The organism is Streptomyces sp. NPDC006193, assembly GCF_040613915.1.
In the GTDB taxonomy this organism is placed as follows: Bacteria; Actinomycetota; Actinomycetes; order Streptomycetales; family Streptomycetaceae; genus Streptomyces.
Genome location: NZ_JBEXTB010000008.1, coordinates 21,706 through 41,300 on the forward strand (window position 1 = coordinate 21,706; position 19,595 = coordinate 41,300).

The following is a 19,595-nucleotide window of genomic DNA, read 5'->3' on the forward strand; positions in this document are numbered from 1 at the left end:
CCCAGGCGACGCCGAGGGCCGAGCCCGCCGGGTCAGGCGGTGCGGGGGCGGCGGCCCGGTGTCTTCTTGGCGGTCTTCTTCGCCGCGGCCTTCTTGGCCGGCTGCTTCTTCGCGGCCGTCTTCTTCGGTTTCGGCAGCTCGTGGACCTCCGCCGGGCCGTCGGCGCCGCCACGGGCGGTCCTGGCCTTCTGCACCGACTCCTGCAGCGCCGCCATCAGATCCAGCACCTGGGCCGGCTGCTCCGGCTCGGGCGCCTGCGGAAGCGGCCTCTCCTCCCGCTTGGCCTCGATGATCTGCGCGATCGCCTCGGTGTACCGGTCGTGGAACTCTTCGCCCGTGAGCTCGTCGACGGTCATGGTGTCCATGAGGGCGAGCGCGCTCTCGATCTCCTGCTCGGATACCTCCACGGGCGGCGGGAGCAGTTCGGCGGGGTCGCGGATCTCGTCCGGCCAGCGCATGGAGTGCAGGACCAGGACGTCGTCGCGGACGCGGAGCAGTCCGAGGCGTTCGCGGCCCGACCAGGCGTACTTGGCGACGGCCACCTTGGCGGAGCGGCCGAGCGCCTGGACGAGCAGCTTGTACGGCTTGACCGCGACCTGCCCGGCCGGCTGCAGGTAGTAGCCCTCGCCGATCCGGATCGGGTCGACCGACTCCAGCGGTACGAACGCGTCGATCTCGATCGCCTTGGCGGTCGGCAGGGGCAGGTTGCGCAGGTCCTCGTCCGTGATCGGGATGACCTGGGTCCGGGTGAGCTCGTACCCCTTGCCGATCTCCTCCTGGGACACTTCCCGGTCCTCCAGCTCGCACACCTTGCGGTAGCGAACCCGGCCGCCGTCCTCCAGGTGGTACTGGTGGAAGTGGATGCTGTGGTCCTCGGTGGCGCTGACCACCTGGATCGGCACCGTGACCAGGCCGAAAGAGATCGCACCGGACCAGATCGTTCGGGGCATGGCCCACCTTCCGCAGTCGCCCCCGGCACCACCAGTCTAAGTTTGCAGGCTTCACTTCTCGCGCCGCGTTCGCCCGTCCGACGCGTCGTGGCGGGCTTCCGCCGGAGCCGGTCCCCCGACGGTGCGCCGCTGGACCGGCCCCCGGGCCGCGGCCGTCGGCGGGTCGCGCCCGGGGCGGCGTCGAGGACTCCGAACGGGTGATCGCGCCGGCCGGGCGGGCGATGGCCCGGCCGGGTCCCGCGTGCCGTCAGTCGGCGTCCGGCGGGTCTGTCCGGGCGTGCGGGAGCGGACCGGGCCGGGGCGGTCAGGGTGTTCCGGTGGCGCCCGGGGTGGGCGGCCAGCTGCCGTGGGCCGCCGCCTCGGCGGCGTACCGGCGGAAGGTGCGGGCCGGGCGGCCGAGGAGGCGGGGCACCGCGTCCGACAGCTCGGTGTCGCCGAGGGCGCGCAGTGCGGCGTAGGCGGTGATCTCCCGCTCGACCGACGCCCCCGACCGGCCGACGGACGCGTGCGCGGCCCGGTAGGCGTCCTCGCCGCCGTGGAACCGCATGGGGCGCCCGGTGACGTCCTGGATGACGGCGCACACCTCGGCGAAGGTCAGCGCCTGCGGCCCGGTCAGTTCGTAGCACCGGCCGGTGTGCCCGCTCCCGGTCAGGGTCCGGGCGGCCACGGCTGCGACGTCCTCCAGGTCCACGAACCCCTGACGGCAGTCCCCGAGCGGCACCGCCAGCTCCCCGGCGAGGACCGCCTGACGGAAGGGACCCTCGTCGAAGTTCTGGTCGAACCAGTCGGCGCGCAGGATCGTCCAGGCGCACCCGGACTTCTTGACGGCCTCCTCGGCCCGGAGCAGCCGCTGGTCTCCTATGGTCTCGATGGCACGGCTGGACAGCAGCACGATGTGCTCGACCCGCAGGTCCGCCGCCAGGGCGACGAAGTCCGGGTCGACGGGGACGCCGTCGGGGGCCATCAGGAACATGCGGCCGACACCCTGCAGGGCCGGTTCCCAGGTGCTCCGGTCGTTCCAGTCGAAACGGGTGGCGCTGCGCCGGGAGGCGGGCCTGATTGGTGCGGCCAGGGCCCGCAGGTGCGCGGCGACGCGCCGGCCCGCGGAGCCGGTGGCTCCGAGGACCAGGATCGGGGTGGTGCTCATGCCTTCCTGAACGACCGCCGCGCGGCGGAGGAAACGGCTGGGCCGCACCGCGACGGTTGCCGCCGGGCATGCGATGTTTCGCCTGCCGTCCGCAAGGGATCTGATTTTGGCGGGTTCTGATCTCCGCCTGACTCACATATGATTTCCTTCCTTCAATCATATGGCGACAACCGCGCGCGGTCGCGGTGGAAGGGGGAGAGCCGATGGCCGAGGTCACGCAGACCGACGTGCGGCGTGAGTTCGACAGCGGGATGCCGGGGCTCAGGACGCCCGGCAGGGTCGTCGTGATCGGTGCGGGTCTGTCCGGCCTCGCCGTGGCGTACGAACTGGCCAAGCGGGGCGGCGACGTCACGGTCCTGGAGGCGTCGGACCGCCCGGGCGGGCGGGCGTACACCCTGCGCGCACCCTTCGCGGACGGCCTGTACGCCGAGGCCGGCGCCATGACCCTGACCCCGCACTGCCACTACGCCATGCACTACCTGCGCGAGCTGGGAGTGGAACTCGACACCGCCGACCTGGTCGGCACCCAGTTCTCCTACTTCGCCGGCGGCCGGTTCTTCGGCCCCGACGCCGAATCCCTGGACCGCGCCGGGCTCCCGCTGGCCCCGCACGAGAAGGGGCTGGGCGTCACCGACATGATCGACCGCTATGTGCGCCGCACCTACGAGGCACTGGAGCCGGACATCACGGCGGCGGACTGGGCGCCGACCCCGCTGCTCGAACCGTACGACCGGCGGTCGGTGTACGAGGTGCTGTCCGAGCGCGGCGCGTCGCCGACGGCGATCGACCTGGTGGAGCCGCATTTCCTGGAGATGCGCGGCGGCGACCTCAAGACCGCCTCCGCCCTGTCCTGGCTGCGGCACGAGTCCAGCCCGCACTCGCTGGCCAACGCCGATCCCCGCTGGTCGAAGGTGAAGGGCGGCACGGACCGCTTCCCGCGGGCGTTCGCCGAACGGCTGAAGGACCGCATCCGCTACCGCGCCCCGGTCGTGCGGGTCACCCAGGACGACGAGGGCGCGCGGGTCACCTTCCTCGACGGCACCCGCATGCACACCCTGGAGGCCGACCGTGTGGTGGTGACCGTGCCGTTCAGCGCGATCCGGCACATCGACTTCACGGACGCCGGGCTGTCCGAGGCCAAACGGGACGCGATGCGGCGGGTGAAGTACTCGTCGATCGTGCGGGTCTACCTCCAGATGCGCCGCCAGTTCTGGCCCCAGGACAACGCGAGCTTCTCCACCGATCTGCCGGTGCGGTGGGTGCGGGACGCCACGCCCCGGCTGCCCGGGCCCCGCAAGATACTGGAGTGCCTGATAACCGGGTGGCGGGCCCGGGCGCTGGCCGTGCTCAGCCCCGAGGAGCGGCTCCGCTTCGCCCTGGACCAGGTCGAGACGATGCTGCCCGGCGCCCGGGAGCACTTCGAGACCGGCACGTCGGTGGTGTGGGACCGGCAGCCGTACATCGAAGGCGCCTACATCCTGCCCGAGCTGGGGCACAGTGCGCTGATGCCGGCCATGCGCCGGCCCGAGGGCCGGCTGCACTTCGCCGGCGACCACACCTCGTTCGAGCCCAACGGCGGGTCGATGACGCTCGCCCTGGAATCGGCGGCTCGCACCCTGCTGGAACTGGGGCGCGCGGCAGGCGAGTGACCTTCCTGCGGCCGGCGGCCGGTCAGGCCACAGCGGTCGGCCGGCCCGGCGGCCGGGCGAACGGCGGCGGGTCGGGAGCGGAGGACCGGCCGGCCAGGCCGGTCGCGGTGAGACGTGTGGGCGTCGGCGTCTGCGTCGGCGTCGGGACGTGCTGCATATGGCGCCCCTTCGTCGGGGAGGTGATTACGCGAGGGAAACGGGCCGTCTCGTCCGGGTGGTCAAGTGGGGTGGATCGTCCGGGAGTTCAGGATTGCTTCATTTCCCTTTGGATATCATTTGCTGGGTCCCTGCACATTCAGTCCCCCTCCAAGCCACAGCGAGGTGCCATGCGGATAGCGGTGATCGGAGCCGGCCCCGGCGGGCTGTACACGGCCTGCCTCGTCAAGCGCCTGCGGCCCCACGACACCGTGGAGGTCTGGGAGGCCAGCACGGCCCGTGACACGTTCGGGTTCGGTGTCGTCTTCTCCGACGGCGCGCTCGGCGGCATCGAGGCCGCCGACCCAGCTCTGTTCGATGCGATCACGGCCGAGTTCGCGCGGTGGACGCGGATCGACGTGTTCTACCGGGGCGCGACCCAGCGCAACGAGGGATACGGGTTCGCCGCGATCAGCCGCCACACCCTGCTCCGGCTGCTGCAGCAGCGCTGCGCCGACCTCGGGGTGCGGCTGCACTTCGGCACCCGGGCGCCGGACGTCGCCCGGCTGCGCGCCTCCCACGACCTCGTCGTCGCGGCGGACGGCGTGGGATCGCGCACCCGCGCCCGGTACGCGGCCGCGTTCGGCACGGAGCGGCAGGAGGCCGGGTCGCGGTACATGTGGCTCGGCACGGACCGGCCGTTCGACGCGCTCACCTTCGCCGTCGTGGAGACCGAGCACGGCCCCATGCAGGCCCACGCCTACCCGTACGCCCCGGGTCGCAGCACGTTCATCGTGGAGGTCGCGGACGCGGTGTGGGAGGCGGCCGGCTTCACGGCCGCGCTCCGCCGCTCCGAGGACCCGGTGGGCGACCGGGACGGCATCGGCAGGGTGGCGGAGCACTTCTCCGGCCTGCTGGACGGGCACGGGCTGTGGGGCAACCGGTCGTACTGGGGCCGCTTCGCCGCCGTGCGCAACCGGAACTGGAGCCACGGCAACCTGGTCCTCCTCGGGGACAGCGCGCACACCACGCACTTCTCGATCGGTTCGGGCACCAAGCTGGCCATGGAGGACGGGCTCGCCCTCGCCACGGCCCTGCACGACCACCGGACGGTTCCGGAGGCGCTGGCGGCGTACCAGGACGAGCGGCGGCCCGCGGTGGAGCGGATGCAGCGGACCGCGTCGACCAGCCTGGAGTGGTTCGAGAACATCGACCGCTGCGTGGGGCTGCCGCCGGAGGCCTTCAACGCGCACCTGCTCACGCGCAGCGGCCGGCTCACCCGCGACGATCTCCCGGCGGTCGACGCCGAGCAGGTCGGGCGGATCCGCCGGCGGTTCGCCGACGCGGCCTGAACCCCGGCGCCCGGGGCGGCCCGCGGGCCGCTCAGCCGCCCCGGGTCTCCTTCTTCCTCTCGGCCATCGAGGCGCCGCCCACGAACCAGTGCCCGGGCCGGCACTCGTCCACCGTCACCCGGATCGCCTCCCGGGGGGTGCCCAGCGTGGTGTGCACGGCCTCGGTGAGGGCGCGGCCGAGTGCGGTGATCTCCTCCTCGCTGCGGCCGCTCAGCAGGGTGACGTGGATGAGGGGCATCTGGGACTCCTTGTCCGTCCGTGTCGTGGGGTGCCGGGGCGGTACGGGGACGCGGCCCGGAGCACCCGGCGCGCGGCCGGGCGCTCCGGGCCGTCAGAGGCGGCCGTGTGCGGCGAGGTCCTCGGCCAGGCACCGGCCGGTGTGCGAGTCGTGGGCCCGCACCAGGTCCGCCGGGGTGCCCTCGAACACCACCCGGCCGCCGTGCCGGCCGGCCTCGGGGCCGAGGTCGATGATCCAGTCGGCGTGCTTGAGCACGTCCAGGTCGTGTTCGATCACCACGACCGTGTTGCCGCCGTCGACGAGCCGGTCGAACAGGGCGAGCAGCTTGCCCAGGTCCGTCATGTGCAGGCCGGTGGACGGCTCGTCGAAGACGTAGACGCTGCCGGAGGTGTGCAGCCGGTGGGCCAGCTTCAGCCGCTGGCGTTCCCCGCCGGAGAGGGTGGACAGGGGCTGGCCGAGCGTGAGGTAGCCGAGGCCGACCTCGGTCAGCAGGGCCAGTTTGCGGCGGACGGACGCCTCGTCGTCGAAGAATCCGATCGCCTCCTCGGCCGTCATGGCGAGCACGTCGACGATGGTCCGGCCGTTCAGGGTGTGGCGCAGCGCCTCGTCGTTGAAGCGGCGCCCCTCGCAGCGCTCGCAGACCGTGGTGACCGGGTCCATGAACGCGAGGTCGGTCTCGATCACACCGCGCCCCTGGCATTCCGGGCAGGCGCCCGCGGAGTTGAAGCTGAACAGGCCGGGGTCGGCCCCCGAGGCGCGGGAGAAGAGCCGCCGCACGGTGTCCATGACGTCGGTGTAGGTCGCGGGGGTGGAACGGGAGGAGATCCCGATCGAGGACTGGTCGACCACGACCGTCTCCTGCGGGTACCGGGCGACCAGTTCCCGGGCGAGCGAGCTCTTGCCCGAGCCGGCGACGCCGCTCAGCGCGACGAGCACTCCGGTGGGCACGTCGACCGTGACGTCCTTGAGGTTGTGCAGCCGGGCACCGCGGACCGTCAGCCGGCCCCGCGGCGTGCGGACGCGGCCTTTCAGCCCGGGCACCGCGTTCAGGCCGCGTCCGGTCGGGGTGCCGGCGGCCCGTAACCCGGCCAGGGTCCCCTCGTAGACCACCTCGCCGCCCTGCCTGCCCGCGCCCGGGCCCATGTCGACGACGTGGTCGGCGATGGCGATGACGTCCCGGTCGTGCTCCACCACGAGCACCGTGTTGCCCTTGTCGCGCAGCGCGAGCAGCAGCTCGTTCAGCCGCCGCACGTCGCGCGGGTGCAGGCCGACGCTCGGCTCGTCGAAGATGTACGTCAGCCCGGTCAGACTGCTGCCCAGGTGGCGCACCGTCTTCAGACGCTGGGCCTCGCCGCCGGAGAGCGTGGCGGTCTGGCGGTCGAGGCTGAGGTAGCCGAGTCCCACGGCCTCGATCCTGCGCAGCGCGGACAGCGCCGCCTGCACCACCGGTTTGACCGCCGGGGCGTCGATGCGCTCCAGCCGGCCGATCAGATCGGTGACCTCCAGTGCGCAGTAGTCGGCGATGTTGTCCCCGGCGATCCGCGAGGCGAGTGCGGCGGGGCCCAGCCGGGCACCGCCGCAGGCCTGGCAGGGACCCTCCGTCACGACCTGCTCCACCGCCGCCCGTTCCTTCGCCTTGAGGGCGTCCAGGCCCGGCTTGAGGTAGCGGCGGGTGAAGCGCAGCACGATCCCTTCGTACTCGTTCTTGTAGACGCCGTGCCGGCCGGCCCGGTCGACCTTGAACCCCGAGCCGTGCAGGAGCAGTTCGCGGTCCTCTGCGGAGAACTCCCGCAGCGGCAGGTCGGGGTCGAACAGCCCGGACTCCGCGTACAGCTGCCACTGGAAGGTGCCCACGGCGAAGGGCGGGAAGCGGATGGCGCCCTCGTTGAGGCTCTTGTCCTCGTCCAGCAGCCGGTTCAGGTCCAGCCGCACCGTGGATCCGAGCCCCTCGCACTCCGGGCACATGCCGCGCGGATCGTTGAAGGAGTACATGTGCGAGGGGCCCGCGCTGGGGGTGCCGTGCCGGGAGAACAGCACCCGCAGCATGGAGTGGATCTCGGTCATGGTGCCGACCGTGGAGCGGGCGTTGCCGCCGACCGGACGCTGGTCGATGACGATCGCGGCGGACAGGTTCTCGATGACCTCCGCGTCGGGCCGCTCGAACTTGGGCAGCCGGTTGCGGATGAACGCGGGGTAGGTCTCGTTGAGCTGCCGCTGCGACTCGACGGCGATCGTCCCGAACACCAGGGAGGACTTGCCGGAACCCGACACGCCGGTGAAGACGGTCAGCCGCCCCTTGGGGATGCGCAGGCTGACGCCCTTGAGGTTGTTCTGCCGAGCCTCGCCCAGGACGATGTGGTCACCCGGGTCCGGTGACGGGTGGGACACCATGCCGTTCCTCTTCCATCGGCCGTAATAGTTTCTGTACGGAAATTTATCCCATCGGGATCGCTTCCTCAATCGGCGATGGCGTAGGCCTGGGCACCGCGCGGGCTGGCCGCTGCGACGACCATGTCGTCGCTGCTCAGCCCGGTCGCGCAGACCTTGCTCAGGCTGTAGTCGGCGACCGTGCGCACCTGGTGCCCGCGTCGCCTGAGTTCATCGATGGTTTCCGCCGCAATGCCTTCTTCGACGACCAGCGTCCCGGGCGAGAAGCGCCGCGGGGTGAACGAGGTCGGTACGTGGTCGGTGTGGAAGGTCCGCGCCTCGACGGCCTCCTGCAGCCCCATGCCGTGCTCGGTGTGCCGGAGGAAGAACTGCAGGGTCCACTGGTCCTGCTGGTCGCCGCCCGGGGTGCCGAACGCCAGGACGGGCCTGCCCTCCCGGAGCACCAGGGTCGGGCTGAGGGTGGTGCGCGGGCGCTTGCCGGGAGCCAGCGCGTTGGCGTGCCCCCGGGTCAGCGTGGCCATCTGTCCGCGGGTGCCCAGCGGGAACCCGAGGCCCGGCACCACCGGGGAGCTCTTCAGCCAGCCCCCGCTGGGTGTCGCGACGACCATGTTGCCGGCGGCGTCCGTGGCCGTGACGCAGCAGGTGTCGCCCCGGGCGGCCGTCGAGCGCACCACCGCCGGGATGCCCTCCTCCAGCTCGCCGAGCCAGGCGGGACCGGCCGGGCCGGCGGACTCGTCGTGGACCGGCGGCAGCAGCGGCGTCCGGCCGCCCGGCGAGCCCGGCCGCAGCTCCGCGGACGCCTCGGGGCCGATGAGTTCGCGGCGGGCCGCGGTGTACGCCGGGTCCAGCAGGTCGTCGACCGGCACCTGCGCGTGGGCGGGGTCGCCGTACCAGGCCTCGCGGTCGGCGAACGCCAGTTTCGCCGCCTCGGTGACCGTGTGCAGGAACTCGGCGCTGTGCGGCCCCATGCCGGCGAGGTCGAACCCCTGCAGCAGCGCGAGCTGCTGGAGGAAGACCGGGCCCTGGGACCAGGGTCCTGCCTTGTGCACCGTGAGTCCGCGGTGCCGGAAGGAGAGCGAGGGCTCCACCGTGGGCCGCCAGTCCGCGAGGTCGGCGCCGGTCAGCAGGCCGCGGTGGCGGCGGCCGGTGGCGTCGATCTCCTCGGCCGTGGCGAGATAGCGGTCGATGGCCTCGGCCACGAAGCCCTCGTAGAAGGCGCGCACGGCGGCGTCGATCTGCTTGTCCCGGTCGGCGCCGGCCGCCCTCGCCTCGTCGAGGAGGCGCCGGTAGGTGCGGGCCAGGTCCGGGTTGGTCATGCGCTGACCGGGCCGGGGCGCGGCCCCGCCGACCAGGTAGGTGCGGGCGGACTCCGTCCACTCGTCGCGGAACAGCTCCTGGAGCGCCGCGATCATCGCCGCGGCCTTGGGGAGCAGCGGGTAGCCGCGTTCGGCGTAGCCGATCGCCGGCTCCAGGACGTCCTCCAGGCGCAGGGTGCCGTACTCGGCGAGGACCCGCATCCACGCGCCGAACGCCCCGGGCACCACCGCGGGCAGCAGACCGGAGCCGGGGACCACCGACAGGCCGAGCTCCTCGAACCGGTCGATGGTCGCCGCTCGCGGCATGGGTCCCTGACCGCAGACCACGTCGACCCGTCCCGATCCGGCCCGGTGGACGAGGACGGGCACGTCTCCGCCGGGGCCGTTGAGGTGGGGTTCCACGACCTGGATGACGAACGCGGCGGCGACGGCCGCGTCGAACGCGTTGCCGCCCTTGTCGTACATGCGGAAGCCGGCGGCCGAGGCCAGCCAGTGGGTCGAGGCGACCGCGCCCCGGTTGCCGCGCAGCTCTGGACGGAACAACACAGTCGGGTTCCTCTCCTCTTCGTGTTCGTGTTCCGGGCTCTGTCCTGCAGTGCGTTGTGCAGTCTGTCGTGCAGTCTTTTCTGCGGTCCGTGCCGCGGTCCGTGCCGCGTTCTGTTCTTCGGTCTGTTCTTCGGTCTCAGTGTGCGAGGGCCGCCGTGCGGGGCAGGGTCATCCGGCCGCGGGCCGTGGCCGTCACCTGCCCGGTCACCTCGGCGGCGACCGGCCGGCCGGCGCGCACGGTCACGGCGCAGTCGAGCCGGGCGGGGCGGCCGAGGTTCTGCCCCTGCCGGACCCGGTAGGCGAGGACGCCGTCCGCCTGCGGCGTCAGGCCCGCCCGGGCGAGCCAGGCGCCCAGGCCCAGGGCGGCGGAGGCGCACGCCGGGTCCTCCGGCATGCCGTAACCGGGTGCGAACACCCGCACCTCGGCCCGGTGCTCGCGGCTGTCGTAGGCGACGACCACCGCGTCGGGGCAGGTGGACCACACCGGGTGCGCCGGGTGGTGCACGGCACGGGCGACCGCCTCGGGGCCGACCGGCAGCACGTGGAACGCCGGCCCGAACCCGGTCAGGCAGGGCTCGGCGACCAGGTCGTCCTCGGTGAGACCGCAGGCGTCGAGCAGCGGCGCGGCGTCGAAGGCCGCGGGCGGCACGGGCTCCGCGCGCACGCTGAGCGTGGCCTCCCGGGCGCCGGCGCGCACGGCCGTCAGGCGCCCACCGCACTCCTGCACCAGCTCCCCCGCGGGCAGGCGGCCGAGGCGGACCAGGGTGGTGGCCGTGCCGACGGCGGAGTGCCCGCCGTACGGTGACTCCCGCTGCGGGGTGAAGACCCGGACCCGGTGGGTGGCGCCGGGCGACTCGGGGGGCAGGACGAACGCCGTCTCGGTGCAGCCGGTCTCGCGGGCCACGGCCTGCATGCCGCCGTCGTCGAGTGCGGTCGCGTCCGGGACCACCCCGAGCGCGCAGCCCTCGAACGGCGTGCCGGTGAACATGTCGACGATCTCGTAGTCGATCACGGCCGCTCCTCCCGCCGGACGGTCAGCACGTCCTGCGCGATCCGTTCGAGCACCTTCATACTGCCCTGGTAGGGGAAGCCGGGCCGCGGCCAGTGCACGACGAAGTCGGTGACGCCGAGTTCGCCGAAGCGGCCGGCCGCGTCGCGGTACGCCTCGACGGAGTCCAGGACGCCGCCCACCATGGCGCCGGTGAGCAGCAGCCGGCGCAGGGTGGCGGGGTCCCGCCCGGTGCGCTCGCACGCCTCGTCCAGACGCGCCAGCTGCTCCTTGATCACCGGCAGTGTCTCCTGGTACGGCAGGGCGTCGAAGTTGCCGGGCTGCCCCGCGGTGATCCACAGCTCGGCGTGGCGGGCCGCCAGCCGCATGCCGCGCGGTCCGGTCGCCGCGATGGCGAACGGCACCCGGGGCGCGGTCAGGCAGCCCGGCCGCATCGGCACGTCGCGGACGTCGTAGTAGGCGCCCGTGTGCGTGGTGCTGCGCCGGCTCAGCAGCTTGTCGAGCAGTTCGACGAACTCGGCGAAACGGTCGGCGCGCTGCCGCGGGGTGTAGACGGCCGGGTCGACGACGCGGTCGTCGAGACCGCCGGCCCCGGCTCCCAGCCCGCACACGAACCGGCCGCCGGCGATGTCCTCGAGGGTCATCACCTCTTTGGCCAGTGTGACCGGGTGCCGGTAGGTGGGTGTGGCGACCATGGTGCCCACGGTCAGGGTCGAGGTGGCCTCGGCCGCCGCCGCAAGGGTGGGCACGGCGCCGAACCAGGGCTCGTCGCGCAGCCACCGCCACATCAGCTGGTCGTAGGTCCAGGCGTGGTCGAAGCCGAACTCCTCGGCGCGCACCCATTGTTCACGGGCCTGCCGCCAGCGGCGTTCCGGCAGGACGACGACTCCGTGCCGCACGGTCCGTCAGCTCCTTTCCTGTCGCGTCGGTCGGGGAGCGGGGCGGCTCAGCGGGCGATCGTGCCGTCGAGCAGCCGCCGGTCGAGTGCGGCGGCCAGGCCGTCGACGCGCGCGAGGACGGCGGTGAAGTCCCGCTCGCAGGCGCGTGCCTCCTCGCTGCGCAGCTCCTCGGGCAGTTCGGCGTCCTCCTTGTCGGTCAGCCCGGGGTACAGGCCGTTGACCGACACGTCCAGGCGCACCGCGGCCAGCCGGCGCCGGAGCTGGCCGATCACCTCGGCGGTCGGGACGTCGGCGCGCAGGGTGAGGAAGTAGTTGTCGTAGACCAGCGCCTGCAGCCGGGGGTCGTGCGGCCGGGCCGCGGGGGCGGTGTCCTGCAGCAGGGACCTGCCGCCGGGCACGAGCTTCGCGGCGACGCCCGAGTGCACCAGGTGGTAGAGCCGGACCTCGCCGGCCAGCCTGCCGCCCTCCGGGGTGTCGTGCCACGGCGTCTTCCTGCCCCGCAGCAGCTGCCGGACGGGGTGGAAGTCCGGCGCCCAGGTGCCGCTGAAGCCGCGGTGCTGCAGGAACATGCTGGGCCGGATGACGTCGCTGTAGACGTCCTTGGGGCAGGAGCTGGTGTAGAGCAGCATCGCCGTGTAGGCCCGGGTCAGGTCCGTCATGGCCCTGAGCGAGGGGGCGGGGTCGGGCCGGGCGTGGGCCTGGTGCAGCGCGTGGCCGAGGAGCTGCCAGACGGCGAACGTCACCTGGTGACCGGTGATCCAGCGGAACCAGAACAGCTGGTGGGACAGTTCCGCGAGGCCGGGCGTCGGGCCGGTGCGCGGGCACGGCGACTGGGCCGCGCCGGGGGCGGGCTCGGCGCACAGCACGTCCGGCACGTCCGCCGCGGGCCGGTGCGGGGGCTCGGGCAGGGTCAGCGGCTCCAGGCCGTACGGGAAGTCCCCGAAGTCCCATCCTTCGGGCACCGGCAGTTCGGTGACGGTCCGGTGCGGTCCCGCGCTCATGCGGCACCGCCCGGGATCCAGGTGAGCTCGAACTCCAGGCCGTTGGGGTCGAACAGGTAGCAGCTGTGCACCCCGTCGGCGTCCACCACGATGTCCGTGGGCTGCTCGTCGGTCGCGAACTCGTAACGGCCGGAGCGGTACAGCTCGATCCAGCGGTCCCGCCAGGCCCGCAGCTCCTCCGGGGAGCCGGTGGCGAGGCAGACGTGCTGGAACTGGGCCTTGTTGCCGCCGGGCAGGACCGGGTCGTGCCCGGCGCGTTCGAAGAGGTGGAAGCGGACGTCGGCGACGCTGATCTCGGTCAGCCGGGTGATGCCCGGGAGCCTGCTGCGGGTCAGGTCCGAGAACGTGGTGAGCGTCCACGTCTCGGTGCAGCCGAAGAAGTCCTTGTACCAGGCCAGGGAGTTGTCCAGGTCGCGGGTCTGGACGCCCAGGTGGTGCATCGCCGGCACCAGTTTCACCGGGGGCGCGTCCAGGGTGGTGACGGAGCCTTCTCGCATGTGGTGACACTCCTATTTGGGAAGGGTTTTCCACAAGGTTCCGGAATGACAGGCTAGGCAACGGCGAGGACGGCAGTCAATGCCACCTCCGCGATAATCGCCGCCTGCCCTCCGAATATTTCACCGACGCTTTTCTCGTGCTGCCGAGCAGCCTTGATCATGCCGCTGACCTGGTAACTTTCCTGGTTCACGGCATCACGGATTGCGTAATCAACTCTTGCCATCCATGGATTCCTGGTGAATTATGGCAGCCATGGAACAAGAGCTGTGGAACAGTGTCGACGCCTACTTCAGCTCCCTTCTCGTGGAGGAGGACGACGCACTTTCGAAAGCCGCCCGAGCCCATATGGATTTCGATCTGCCCGATCTCGCCGTCAGCGCCCCGCAGGGAAAACTCCTGCACCTGCTGGCGCGTATGCGGCAGGCGCGGCACATCCTCGAGATCGGCACGTTCGGCGGGTACAGCAGCATCTGGCTGGCCCGCGCGCTGCCGCCGGACGGCCGGCTGGTCACCATCGAGTGGGAACGGTCCTTCGCCGAGTCGGCCGCGTCGCGTCTCGCCGAGGCGGGGGTCGCCCACCTCGTCGAACAGCACGTCGGCCGGGCGCTGGACATCCTGCCGACCCTCGACCGGCCCGGTACCGCCCCCTTCGACATGGTGTTCATCGACGCCAACAAGCCCGACATCCCCGAGTACTTCACCTGGGCCCTAAAGCTGTCGCGGCCGGGCGGCGTGGTGGTCGTGGACAACGTCGTCCTGGGCGGAGCGGTGGCCGACCCGGACCACACCGACGCCGGCGTGCAGGGGGTGCGCCGGTTCCACGAGATGCTGGCCGGCCGCTCGGACGTCACCGCCACCTCGATCCAGACCGTCGGCACCAAGGGGTACGACGGCTTCACGCTGGCCCTGATCACCGGCTGACCGGCCGGGGCGGGCGGTCCTCCCCCGCCCCGCGCCGTGCCGCCCGTGCCGCCCGCGGGCCGGGCGGCACGGCGCCGGTCAGTCGACGTCGGGCGGCACCAGGTCCGGGGCGGTCCAGCCGTCCAGGTCGTACTCCGCCATGCACTGCTCGGCGAAGCCCCGGTACCGGTCGACGAGACCGGAGGCCGTCTGGGCGTGCAGCAGCTCGATCCGCACGCTCTCGTGGTTGCCGGAGTAGTTCCGCTCGTACAGCTCGTGCCGCCCGGCGAACTCGGTGCCCACGGAGTCCCAGATGAGCTTCATCAGCTTGGCGCGCTCCACCGCCTCGTAGCCGTTGGAGCCCCGCATGAAGCGGTCCAGGTGGGGGCGGAGTTCCGGTTCGCCGAAGTCCTTGGCGTGCGAGGTGAGGTAGATCAGCCCGCTGCTGAGGTCCTGCATGATGATCTCCCGGACCCGCGGGTAGCCGATGGTCATGAACCACCGGTAGGCCATGCCGTAGTCGAGATTGGGCAGCAGCGCCCCGTCGTGCCACGGGTCGGGGTTGTGCGCCATCGCGTCGCTCAGCGCCCAGAACATGTTGCGCCAGGCGAGGACCTCGCCGACCCGGGTCTGGATGCCCCGGAAGTCCTTGGTGCCGGTGACCTCCACGCCCTTGAGCAGCAGGCCCGCGAGGAAGTCCAGCTTCACGGCCAGCCGGGTGACCCCGTGGAAGGTGAGCCGGTGGGTGAAGCCGGAGGTCTGCAGGAAGGTGCCGGCCTTGGCGGTGTCGCCGTAGATGAGGACGTTCTCCCAGGGGATCTTCACCTTGTCCAGGATGAAGATGGTGTCGTTCTCGTCGAGCCGGCTCGACAGCGGGTAGTCGAACGGGCTGCCCGTGCGGCTCGCGGCCAGTTCGTAGGACTGGCGGCAGATGAGCTTCACGCCGGGCGCCCCCAGGGGCAGCGTGGCGACGAGGGCGAACTCCTTCTTCTTCACGGGCAGTCCGTAGTGCGCCACGAAGTTGAAGTGGGTGAGCGCGGACCCGGTCGCCACCACCTTCGCACCGCTCACCACGAGGCCGTCGTCGCACTCCTTCTCCACGTGCACGAAGACGTCGTCCACCTCGTCCGCGGGGCGGTGCCGGTCGACCGGCGGGTTGATCACCGCGTGGTTCCAGAACAGCACGTTCTCCTGCGCGGTGGCGTACAGCCGGCGGGCGTTGTCCGCGAAGTCGCCGTAGTAGTCGGGGTTCGCGCCGAGGGTCACCAGGAAGCTGGCCTTGTAGTCGGGGCTGCGGCCCATCCAGCCGTAGGTCAGGCGGGCCCAGTCGGCGATGGCGTCCCGGTCGCCCACGAGATCCTGCACACTGCGCGGCACCCGGTAGAACTTGTGGGTGAAGCCGTCGCTTCCGGTGTCGGTGGGCGCGGTCAGCGTGTCGTGGTGCTCGGGATCGTGCAGGGCGTCGTACAGCCGGGCCGTCATGCGCACGGTGTTGCGGAACGCGGGGTGCTTGGTGACGTCGTCGACCTTCTCGCCGTACGCCCAGATCTCCCGCCCGTCGCGGATGCTCTCGATGTACTCGTCCCCGGTCAGCGGCCGGGTGACCCGGGCCTTTCCGGTGGCCGCCCCGGCCGTGCCGGGCGCTGCGGGCTGTCCGTTGTCGGGTGCCATGTCCCTACTTCCGTGTCTCGTGATCGGTGACGAACTGCTCCATGGCCGGTCCCGGCCCGTCCAGGCAGAGCGACCACGCCGCGGCGGGTCCCTCCGGTCCGGGCCCGTCCGGCATCAGACGGGGGAAGACGCCGCGGTAGAACAGCAGCGGCCGGCCGCCGGTGGCGGCGAACTCCTCGACGCGGCCGACGTGCAGGGTGTGGTCGCCTCCGTCGTAGGTGCGCCAGGGGCGGCACACGAGGTACCCGAGGGTGCCCTCCAGCCGGGGCCGGTCGCCGTCGCCGTCCACCCACGGCACGGCACGCGCCGACGGGCGGCCGGCGAAGTGCAGGGCCAGGTCCTGCTGGTGCTCGCCGAGGAGGTTGACGACGAAGGGACCGGCGTCCAGCAGGGCCGCGGCGCGGGTGCCGCGGCCCAGGGCGACCAGGGCGAGCGGCGGATCGAGCGACACCGAGGTGAAGGAGTTCACCGTCGCCCCGTGCAGCAGGGCGCCGCGCCGGCAGGTCACCACCGTGACGCCGGTGGCGAAGTGGCCCAGGGCGCGCCGCAGTTCGCGCGGGTCGCAGGCGGCGCCGGCCGGGGCGACGGCGGTTGCGGGTGTCTTCACGCGTGCTCCTCGGCTCGGCGGGACGTCAGGACCCCGGTGCGCCGCTCGGTCCGGCCGGCCCGGTCGACCAGTTCGCGCAGGATCTGCGGGCCGTCCTCGGTGAGCAGCGACTCGGCGTGGAACTGGACGGTGGCCAGCCCTGGGCCGTCCAGCGCGATCACGTCCGGTCCGTCCCGCCGCCACACGCGGGCCGTGGCGTCCGGTCCGGGCAGTGCGCAGCGGTCGGTGTCGGAGCGTGCGGTGAAGCTGTTGTAGAAGCCGACCCGCCGGTCGCGGCCCCACAGGCGGACGTTCATCCGCGCGCCCTGGCGGGGCTGCGGGAGCCGGACCAGGCTGAGGCCCAGCACCCCGCAGACGGCCTGGTGGCCGAGGCAGACCGCGGCGAGCGGCAGCCGCCGGCCGAGCCGCCGGGCGGCCAGGGACCGCAGCCGTGCGACGCGCGGGTCGGCCACGTCCCGGGGGTCGCCGGGCCCCGGCCCCAGCAGCAGCACGGCGCCGGGGTCGTCGGCCTCGCCGGGGACCGACCACCAGGGGTGGACGCCGACCTCGCAGCCGACGGCGCGGAGCTGCTGCGCGAGCATGCTGGTGAACCGGTCCTCCGCGTCGATCACCACCACCCGGGGCCCGCGGCGTGAGGGCGCCGTCGGACGCGCCGCGCCGCCGAGCCAGAAGGAGGCGATGCCGTCGTTGCGGGAGCGCAGCGCCGAGCGCACCGCCGGATCGTCGCCCAGCGAGCCGTCCGGCGCGCCGGGAGCCGGCGCCGGGGGCCGGCCGGTGTCGTCGCGGGTCAGCGCGGTGAGCAGCCCCGCGGCCTTCGCGGTGGTCTCCGCGGCCTCCTCGCGGGGCGCCGAGTCGCGCACCACGGTCGCGCCGGTGGTCAGCCGTACGGTCCCGTCCGCGGCGATGTCGGCGGTGCGCAGGACGATGACCGCGTCCAGGGCGCGGTGTCCCCCTTCCCGGCCGGCCAGCGCCAGCACACCGCTGTAGTAGCCCCGGCCGCCCGGCTCGTACCGGGCGATGACCCGGCAGGCGTTCTCCACCGGGCTGCCCGTCACCGTGGGCGCGGGCAGCGTGCCGCGCAGGATGTCCGTCAGGGGCAGCGGGGACTCGCCGTGCAGGTGGTACTGCGTGTGGGCGAGGCGTGACATCCACGCGAGCGTGGGGCCCGACACGCGCACCCGGGGGCCGCACAGCTCGGTCATCATCTTCAGTTCCTCGTCCACGACCATGTACAGCTCGTGGATCTCCTTGGGGTCGGCGAGGAACCGGAGCAGGCCCTCGCGGTCCGGGCCGCCGCCCCGCGGGTAGCGGTACGTCCCGCTGATGGGGTTCATCGACACCCGTGAGCCGACCGCCCGCACCTGCTGCTCGGGGGAGCTGCCGACCAGGTACCGGTCGCCGGTGCAGACCAGGTAGGTCCAGTAGGCGCCGCTCTCCGCGGTCAGCAGCCGGCGCAGCGCGGCCAGGGCCCGGGTCCGGTCGAAGTCGCGGATCCGGCCGTACAGGCTGCGCGCGAGGACGAAGTTGGCGCCCTCCCCCCGCTGGATCTCCCGGCGGGTGAGCGCCTCGACACCGGCCGCGTACCGGTCGTCGTCGAGGTCGAAGCCCCGCTGCTCGACGTGCAGGGTGCGGTCGGGCAGGAGTTCCAGCATCCGCTCCAGGGGCACGGTGTGCTGGGCGGTGATGTCCATGGCGAGCAGCGGGGTGCCGTCGTCGGGGGCCGCGAAGCCGCGTTCGGCGATCTGCCGGTGCGGCACCAGGGCGAGCACGCGGTGCGCCGGCTCGGGACCGTTCGGCCCCGGGGGCGCGCCGGAGCCGTCGTCCAGGCGCAGTTCGTCGAGGGTGGCGGCGGTGCGCACGGGTCCGCTGAGGATCTCCACGCCGGGGTGTCCGGCGCCCGGCCGGTGCAGGACGGCGAAGGGGGCGCCCGGTGGGGGCAGCAGGGCGGCGAGGCCGCTCGGGTGCGTGGACGGCGCGCTCATGCGGCGGCCTCCAGGGCGGGCAGCCGCCAGTAGGCGGTCGCCGCGACGGCCTGGATGAGGTTCAGCCGGGGGTCGCACAGGGTGCGGTAGGCCGGGCCGGGGGCCGGGGTGAATCCGGCGCCCGTGCACTCGGCGACGTCGTCGGGGGTGGCCTCCAGGTGCAGTCCGGCGCCGCGGCCGCCCTCGGCGGTGACGATGTCCACGAAGCGGCTGATCTCCGCCATCACGGCGGTGAGCCGGCGCGTCTTCAGTCCCTGCGCGGTGCGTTCGCCGTTGCCGTGCATCGGGTCGCACAGCCACAGCACCGGGTGACCGGCGCGCCGCACCGCGCGCACCAGGGGGGCCAGGGCGTCGATGCGGGCGGCCCCGAACCGGGCGACGAGGGAGAGCCGGCCCGGTGAGCGCTCCGGGTCGAGCGCGGCGCACAGGGCGAGCACCTGCTCCACGGTCGTGGTCGGGCCGATCTTGCAGGCGACCGGGTTGTCCACCTCCGCCAGCAGCCGTACGTGGGCTCCGTCCGGCTGCCGGGTGCGTTCGCCGACCCACGGCCAGTGGGTGCTGGCCAGGTAGCTGCCGCCGTCGCGGTGCCGGCGTACCAGCGGCAGTTCGTAGTCGAGCAGCAGTGCCTCGTGACTGGTCCACACCCGGGTGTCGGCGGGCGCGCCCTCGCCGCGGCCCAGGCGGTCCAGGGACTCCATGGCCCGCCGGGCGGCCCGGTGGCAGCTCAGGATGCGGGCGGGGTCGGGCCGTCGGGCGTCGGCGTCGAAGTCGGGGGCGTTGACCATGGGGCCGCGGTAGACCGGGAGCCGGACGCCGTCGCGCAGTTCCTCCGGCTGGGAGCGGGGTTTGGCGTACTGGCCGGCGAGGCGGCCCACCCGGAGGACCGGGCGTCCGGCGCCCGTGCGCACGATGTCGCTGAGGACGTCCAGCATCTCGGCCTTGCGGGCCAGCTCAGCCGGGCCGCTCTCGGCGGGGTCCTCTGCGCAGTCACCGGCCTGCAGGACGCACAGCTCGCCCTCGGCGGCACGGGCCAGCAGCCGGCGCAGGGCGCGCACGCTGTCGTACGTCACCAGCGGATCCGCGCGGGCCAGTTCGGCGTGCACGAGGGCGAGGCGCCCGGCGTCGGGCCACTCCGGCTGCTGCTGGGCCGGGAGCGCCGCGACGACGGACTGTACGAGGGTGTCGTGTTCGGTGTCGGTGCGAGAGCTCGTGGGCATGGCTGCTCGTGCTTTCGGTGTCCGGCGACCGCCTCGGCGATTGCCCTGGGATGGATGGTCGGGGGCGCCGGCGGGTGTGCGGCGCCGTGG

General features: G+C 73.0%; 17 protein-coding genes. 3 read left to right on the forward strand and 14 right to left on the reverse strand.

Annotation, left to right across the window (positions count from 1 at the left end; all coding sequences use genetic code 11):
* Positions 1-32: 32 nt before the first annotated feature.
* On the reverse strand, positions 33-950 hold the full coding sequence (locus ABZ261_RS10990; RefSeq protein ID WP_356857618.1) for a Ku protein: 918 nt from the start codon (positions 948-950) through the stop codon (positions 33-35).
* Positions 951-1,254: 304 nt separating this feature from the next.
* Positions 1,255-2,097 carry an SDR family NAD(P)-dependent oxidoreductase gene (locus ABZ261_RS10995; protein ID WP_356857620.1) on the reverse strand — a complete coding sequence of 281 codons (843 nt, stop codon included), beginning with the start codon at positions 2,095-2,097 and terminating at the stop codon, positions 1,255-1,257.
* Between the two features lie 203 nt (positions 2,098-2,300).
* Between ABZ261_RS10995 and ABZ261_RS11000 the strand changes: the two genes are divergently transcribed.
* A complete protein-coding gene (locus ABZ261_RS11000) occupies positions 2,301-3,746 on the forward strand; it encodes an NAD(P)/FAD-dependent oxidoreductase (protein WP_356857622.1) in 1,446 nt (481 codons plus the stop codon).
* Between the two features lie 326 nt (positions 3,747-4,072).
* Positions 4,073-5,233, forward strand: coding sequence for an FAD-dependent monooxygenase (locus ABZ261_RS11005; RefSeq protein ID WP_356857624.1), 1,161 nt, complete (start codon positions 4,073-4,075; stop codon positions 5,231-5,233).
* Positions 5,234-5,264: 31 nt separating this feature from the next.
* Here the strand turns inward: ABZ261_RS11005 and ABZ261_RS11010 are convergent, their stop codons facing one another.
* From ABZ261_RS11010 to ABZ261_RS11045, 8 genes are all read right to left on the reverse strand, one after another.
* Positions 5,265-5,471 (reverse strand): 2-hydroxymuconate tautomerase, encoded by a 207-nt coding sequence (locus tag ABZ261_RS11010; protein ID WP_356857626.1) that lies wholly within the window; start codon positions 5,469-5,471, stop codon positions 5,265-5,267.
* Positions 5,472-5,564: 93 nt separating this feature from the next.
* Positions 5,565-7,862 carry an excinuclease ABC subunit UvrA gene (locus ABZ261_RS11015; RefSeq protein ID WP_356857628.1) on the reverse strand — a complete coding sequence of 766 codons (2,298 nt, stop codon included), beginning with the start codon at positions 7,860-7,862 and terminating at the stop codon, positions 5,565-5,567.
* Between the two features lie 65 nt (positions 7,863-7,927).
* The gene (locus ABZ261_RS11020) at positions 7,928-9,721 is read right to left on the reverse strand and encodes a gamma-glutamyltransferase family protein (RefSeq protein ID WP_356857630.1); all 1,794 of its coding nucleotides are present in this window, start codon (positions 9,719-9,721) and stop codon (positions 7,928-7,930) included.
* Positions 9,722-9,857: 136 nt separating this feature from the next.
* Positions 9,858-10,733, reverse strand: coding sequence for a PhzF family phenazine biosynthesis protein (locus tag ABZ261_RS11025; RefSeq protein ID WP_356857632.1), 876 nt, complete (start codon positions 10,731-10,733; stop codon positions 9,858-9,860).
* Positions 10,730-11,629, reverse strand: a complete 900-nt coding sequence (locus tag ABZ261_RS11030; protein WP_356857634.1) for an LLM class flavin-dependent oxidoreductase — start codon at positions 11,627-11,629, stop codon at positions 10,730-10,732. The genes ABZ261_RS11025 and ABZ261_RS11030 overlap by 4 nt, the downstream gene beginning before the upstream one ends.
* Before the next feature lie 47 nt (positions 11,630-11,676).
* Complete coding sequence (locus ABZ261_RS11035) at positions 11,677-12,630, reverse strand: hypothetical protein (RefSeq protein ID WP_356857636.1); 954 nt, start codon at positions 12,628-12,630, stop codon at positions 11,677-11,679.
* Positions 12,627-13,127, reverse strand: coding sequence for a VOC family protein (locus ABZ261_RS11040; protein WP_356857638.1), 501 nt, complete (start codon positions 13,125-13,127; stop codon positions 12,627-12,629). The genes ABZ261_RS11035 and ABZ261_RS11040 overlap by 4 nt, the downstream gene beginning before the upstream one ends.
* 53 nt (positions 13,128-13,180) lie before the next feature.
* A complete protein-coding gene (locus ABZ261_RS11045; RefSeq protein WP_356857640.1) occupies positions 13,181-13,351 on the reverse strand; it encodes a hypothetical protein in 171 nt (56 codons plus the stop codon).
* Between the two features lie 29 nt (positions 13,352-13,380).
* Between ABZ261_RS11045 and ABZ261_RS11050 the strand changes: the two genes are divergently transcribed.
* Positions 13,381-14,049 carry an O-methyltransferase gene (locus ABZ261_RS11050; RefSeq protein WP_356857642.1) on the forward strand — a complete coding sequence of 223 codons (669 nt, stop codon included), beginning with the start codon at positions 13,381-13,383 and terminating at the stop codon, positions 14,047-14,049.
* Positions 14,050-14,127: 78 nt separating this feature from the next.
* On the opposite strand, the gene ABZ261_RS11055 is transcribed toward ABZ261_RS11050, so the two are convergent.
* Genes ABZ261_RS11055 through ABZ261_RS11070 form a run of 4 tightly spaced genes read right to left on the reverse strand, consistent with a single transcriptional unit; the run spans position 14,128 to position 19,505 of the window.
* Complete coding sequence (locus ABZ261_RS11055; RefSeq protein WP_356857644.1) at positions 14,128-15,699, reverse strand: 4-hydroxyphenylacetate 3-hydroxylase N-terminal domain-containing protein; 1,572 nt, start codon at positions 15,697-15,699, stop codon at positions 14,128-14,130.
* 4 nt (positions 15,700-15,703) lie between these two features.
* A complete protein-coding gene (locus ABZ261_RS11060) occupies positions 15,704-16,306 on the reverse strand; it encodes a flavin reductase family protein (RefSeq protein ID WP_356857646.1) in 603 nt (200 codons plus the stop codon).
* Positions 16,303-18,288, reverse strand: a complete 1,986-nt coding sequence (locus tag ABZ261_RS11065) for an anthranilate synthase family protein (RefSeq protein ID WP_356857648.1) — start codon at positions 18,286-18,288, stop codon at positions 16,303-16,305. Before ABZ261_RS11065 ends, ABZ261_RS11060 begins: the two co-directional genes overlap by 4 nt.
* Entirely contained in the window at positions 18,285-19,505 is a 1,221-nt protein-coding gene (locus tag ABZ261_RS11070; RefSeq protein ID WP_356857650.1) for a 3-deoxy-7-phosphoheptulonate synthase, read from the reverse strand. The genes ABZ261_RS11065 and ABZ261_RS11070 overlap by 4 nt, the downstream gene beginning before the upstream one ends.
* Positions 19,506-19,595: the final 90 nt, after the last annotated feature.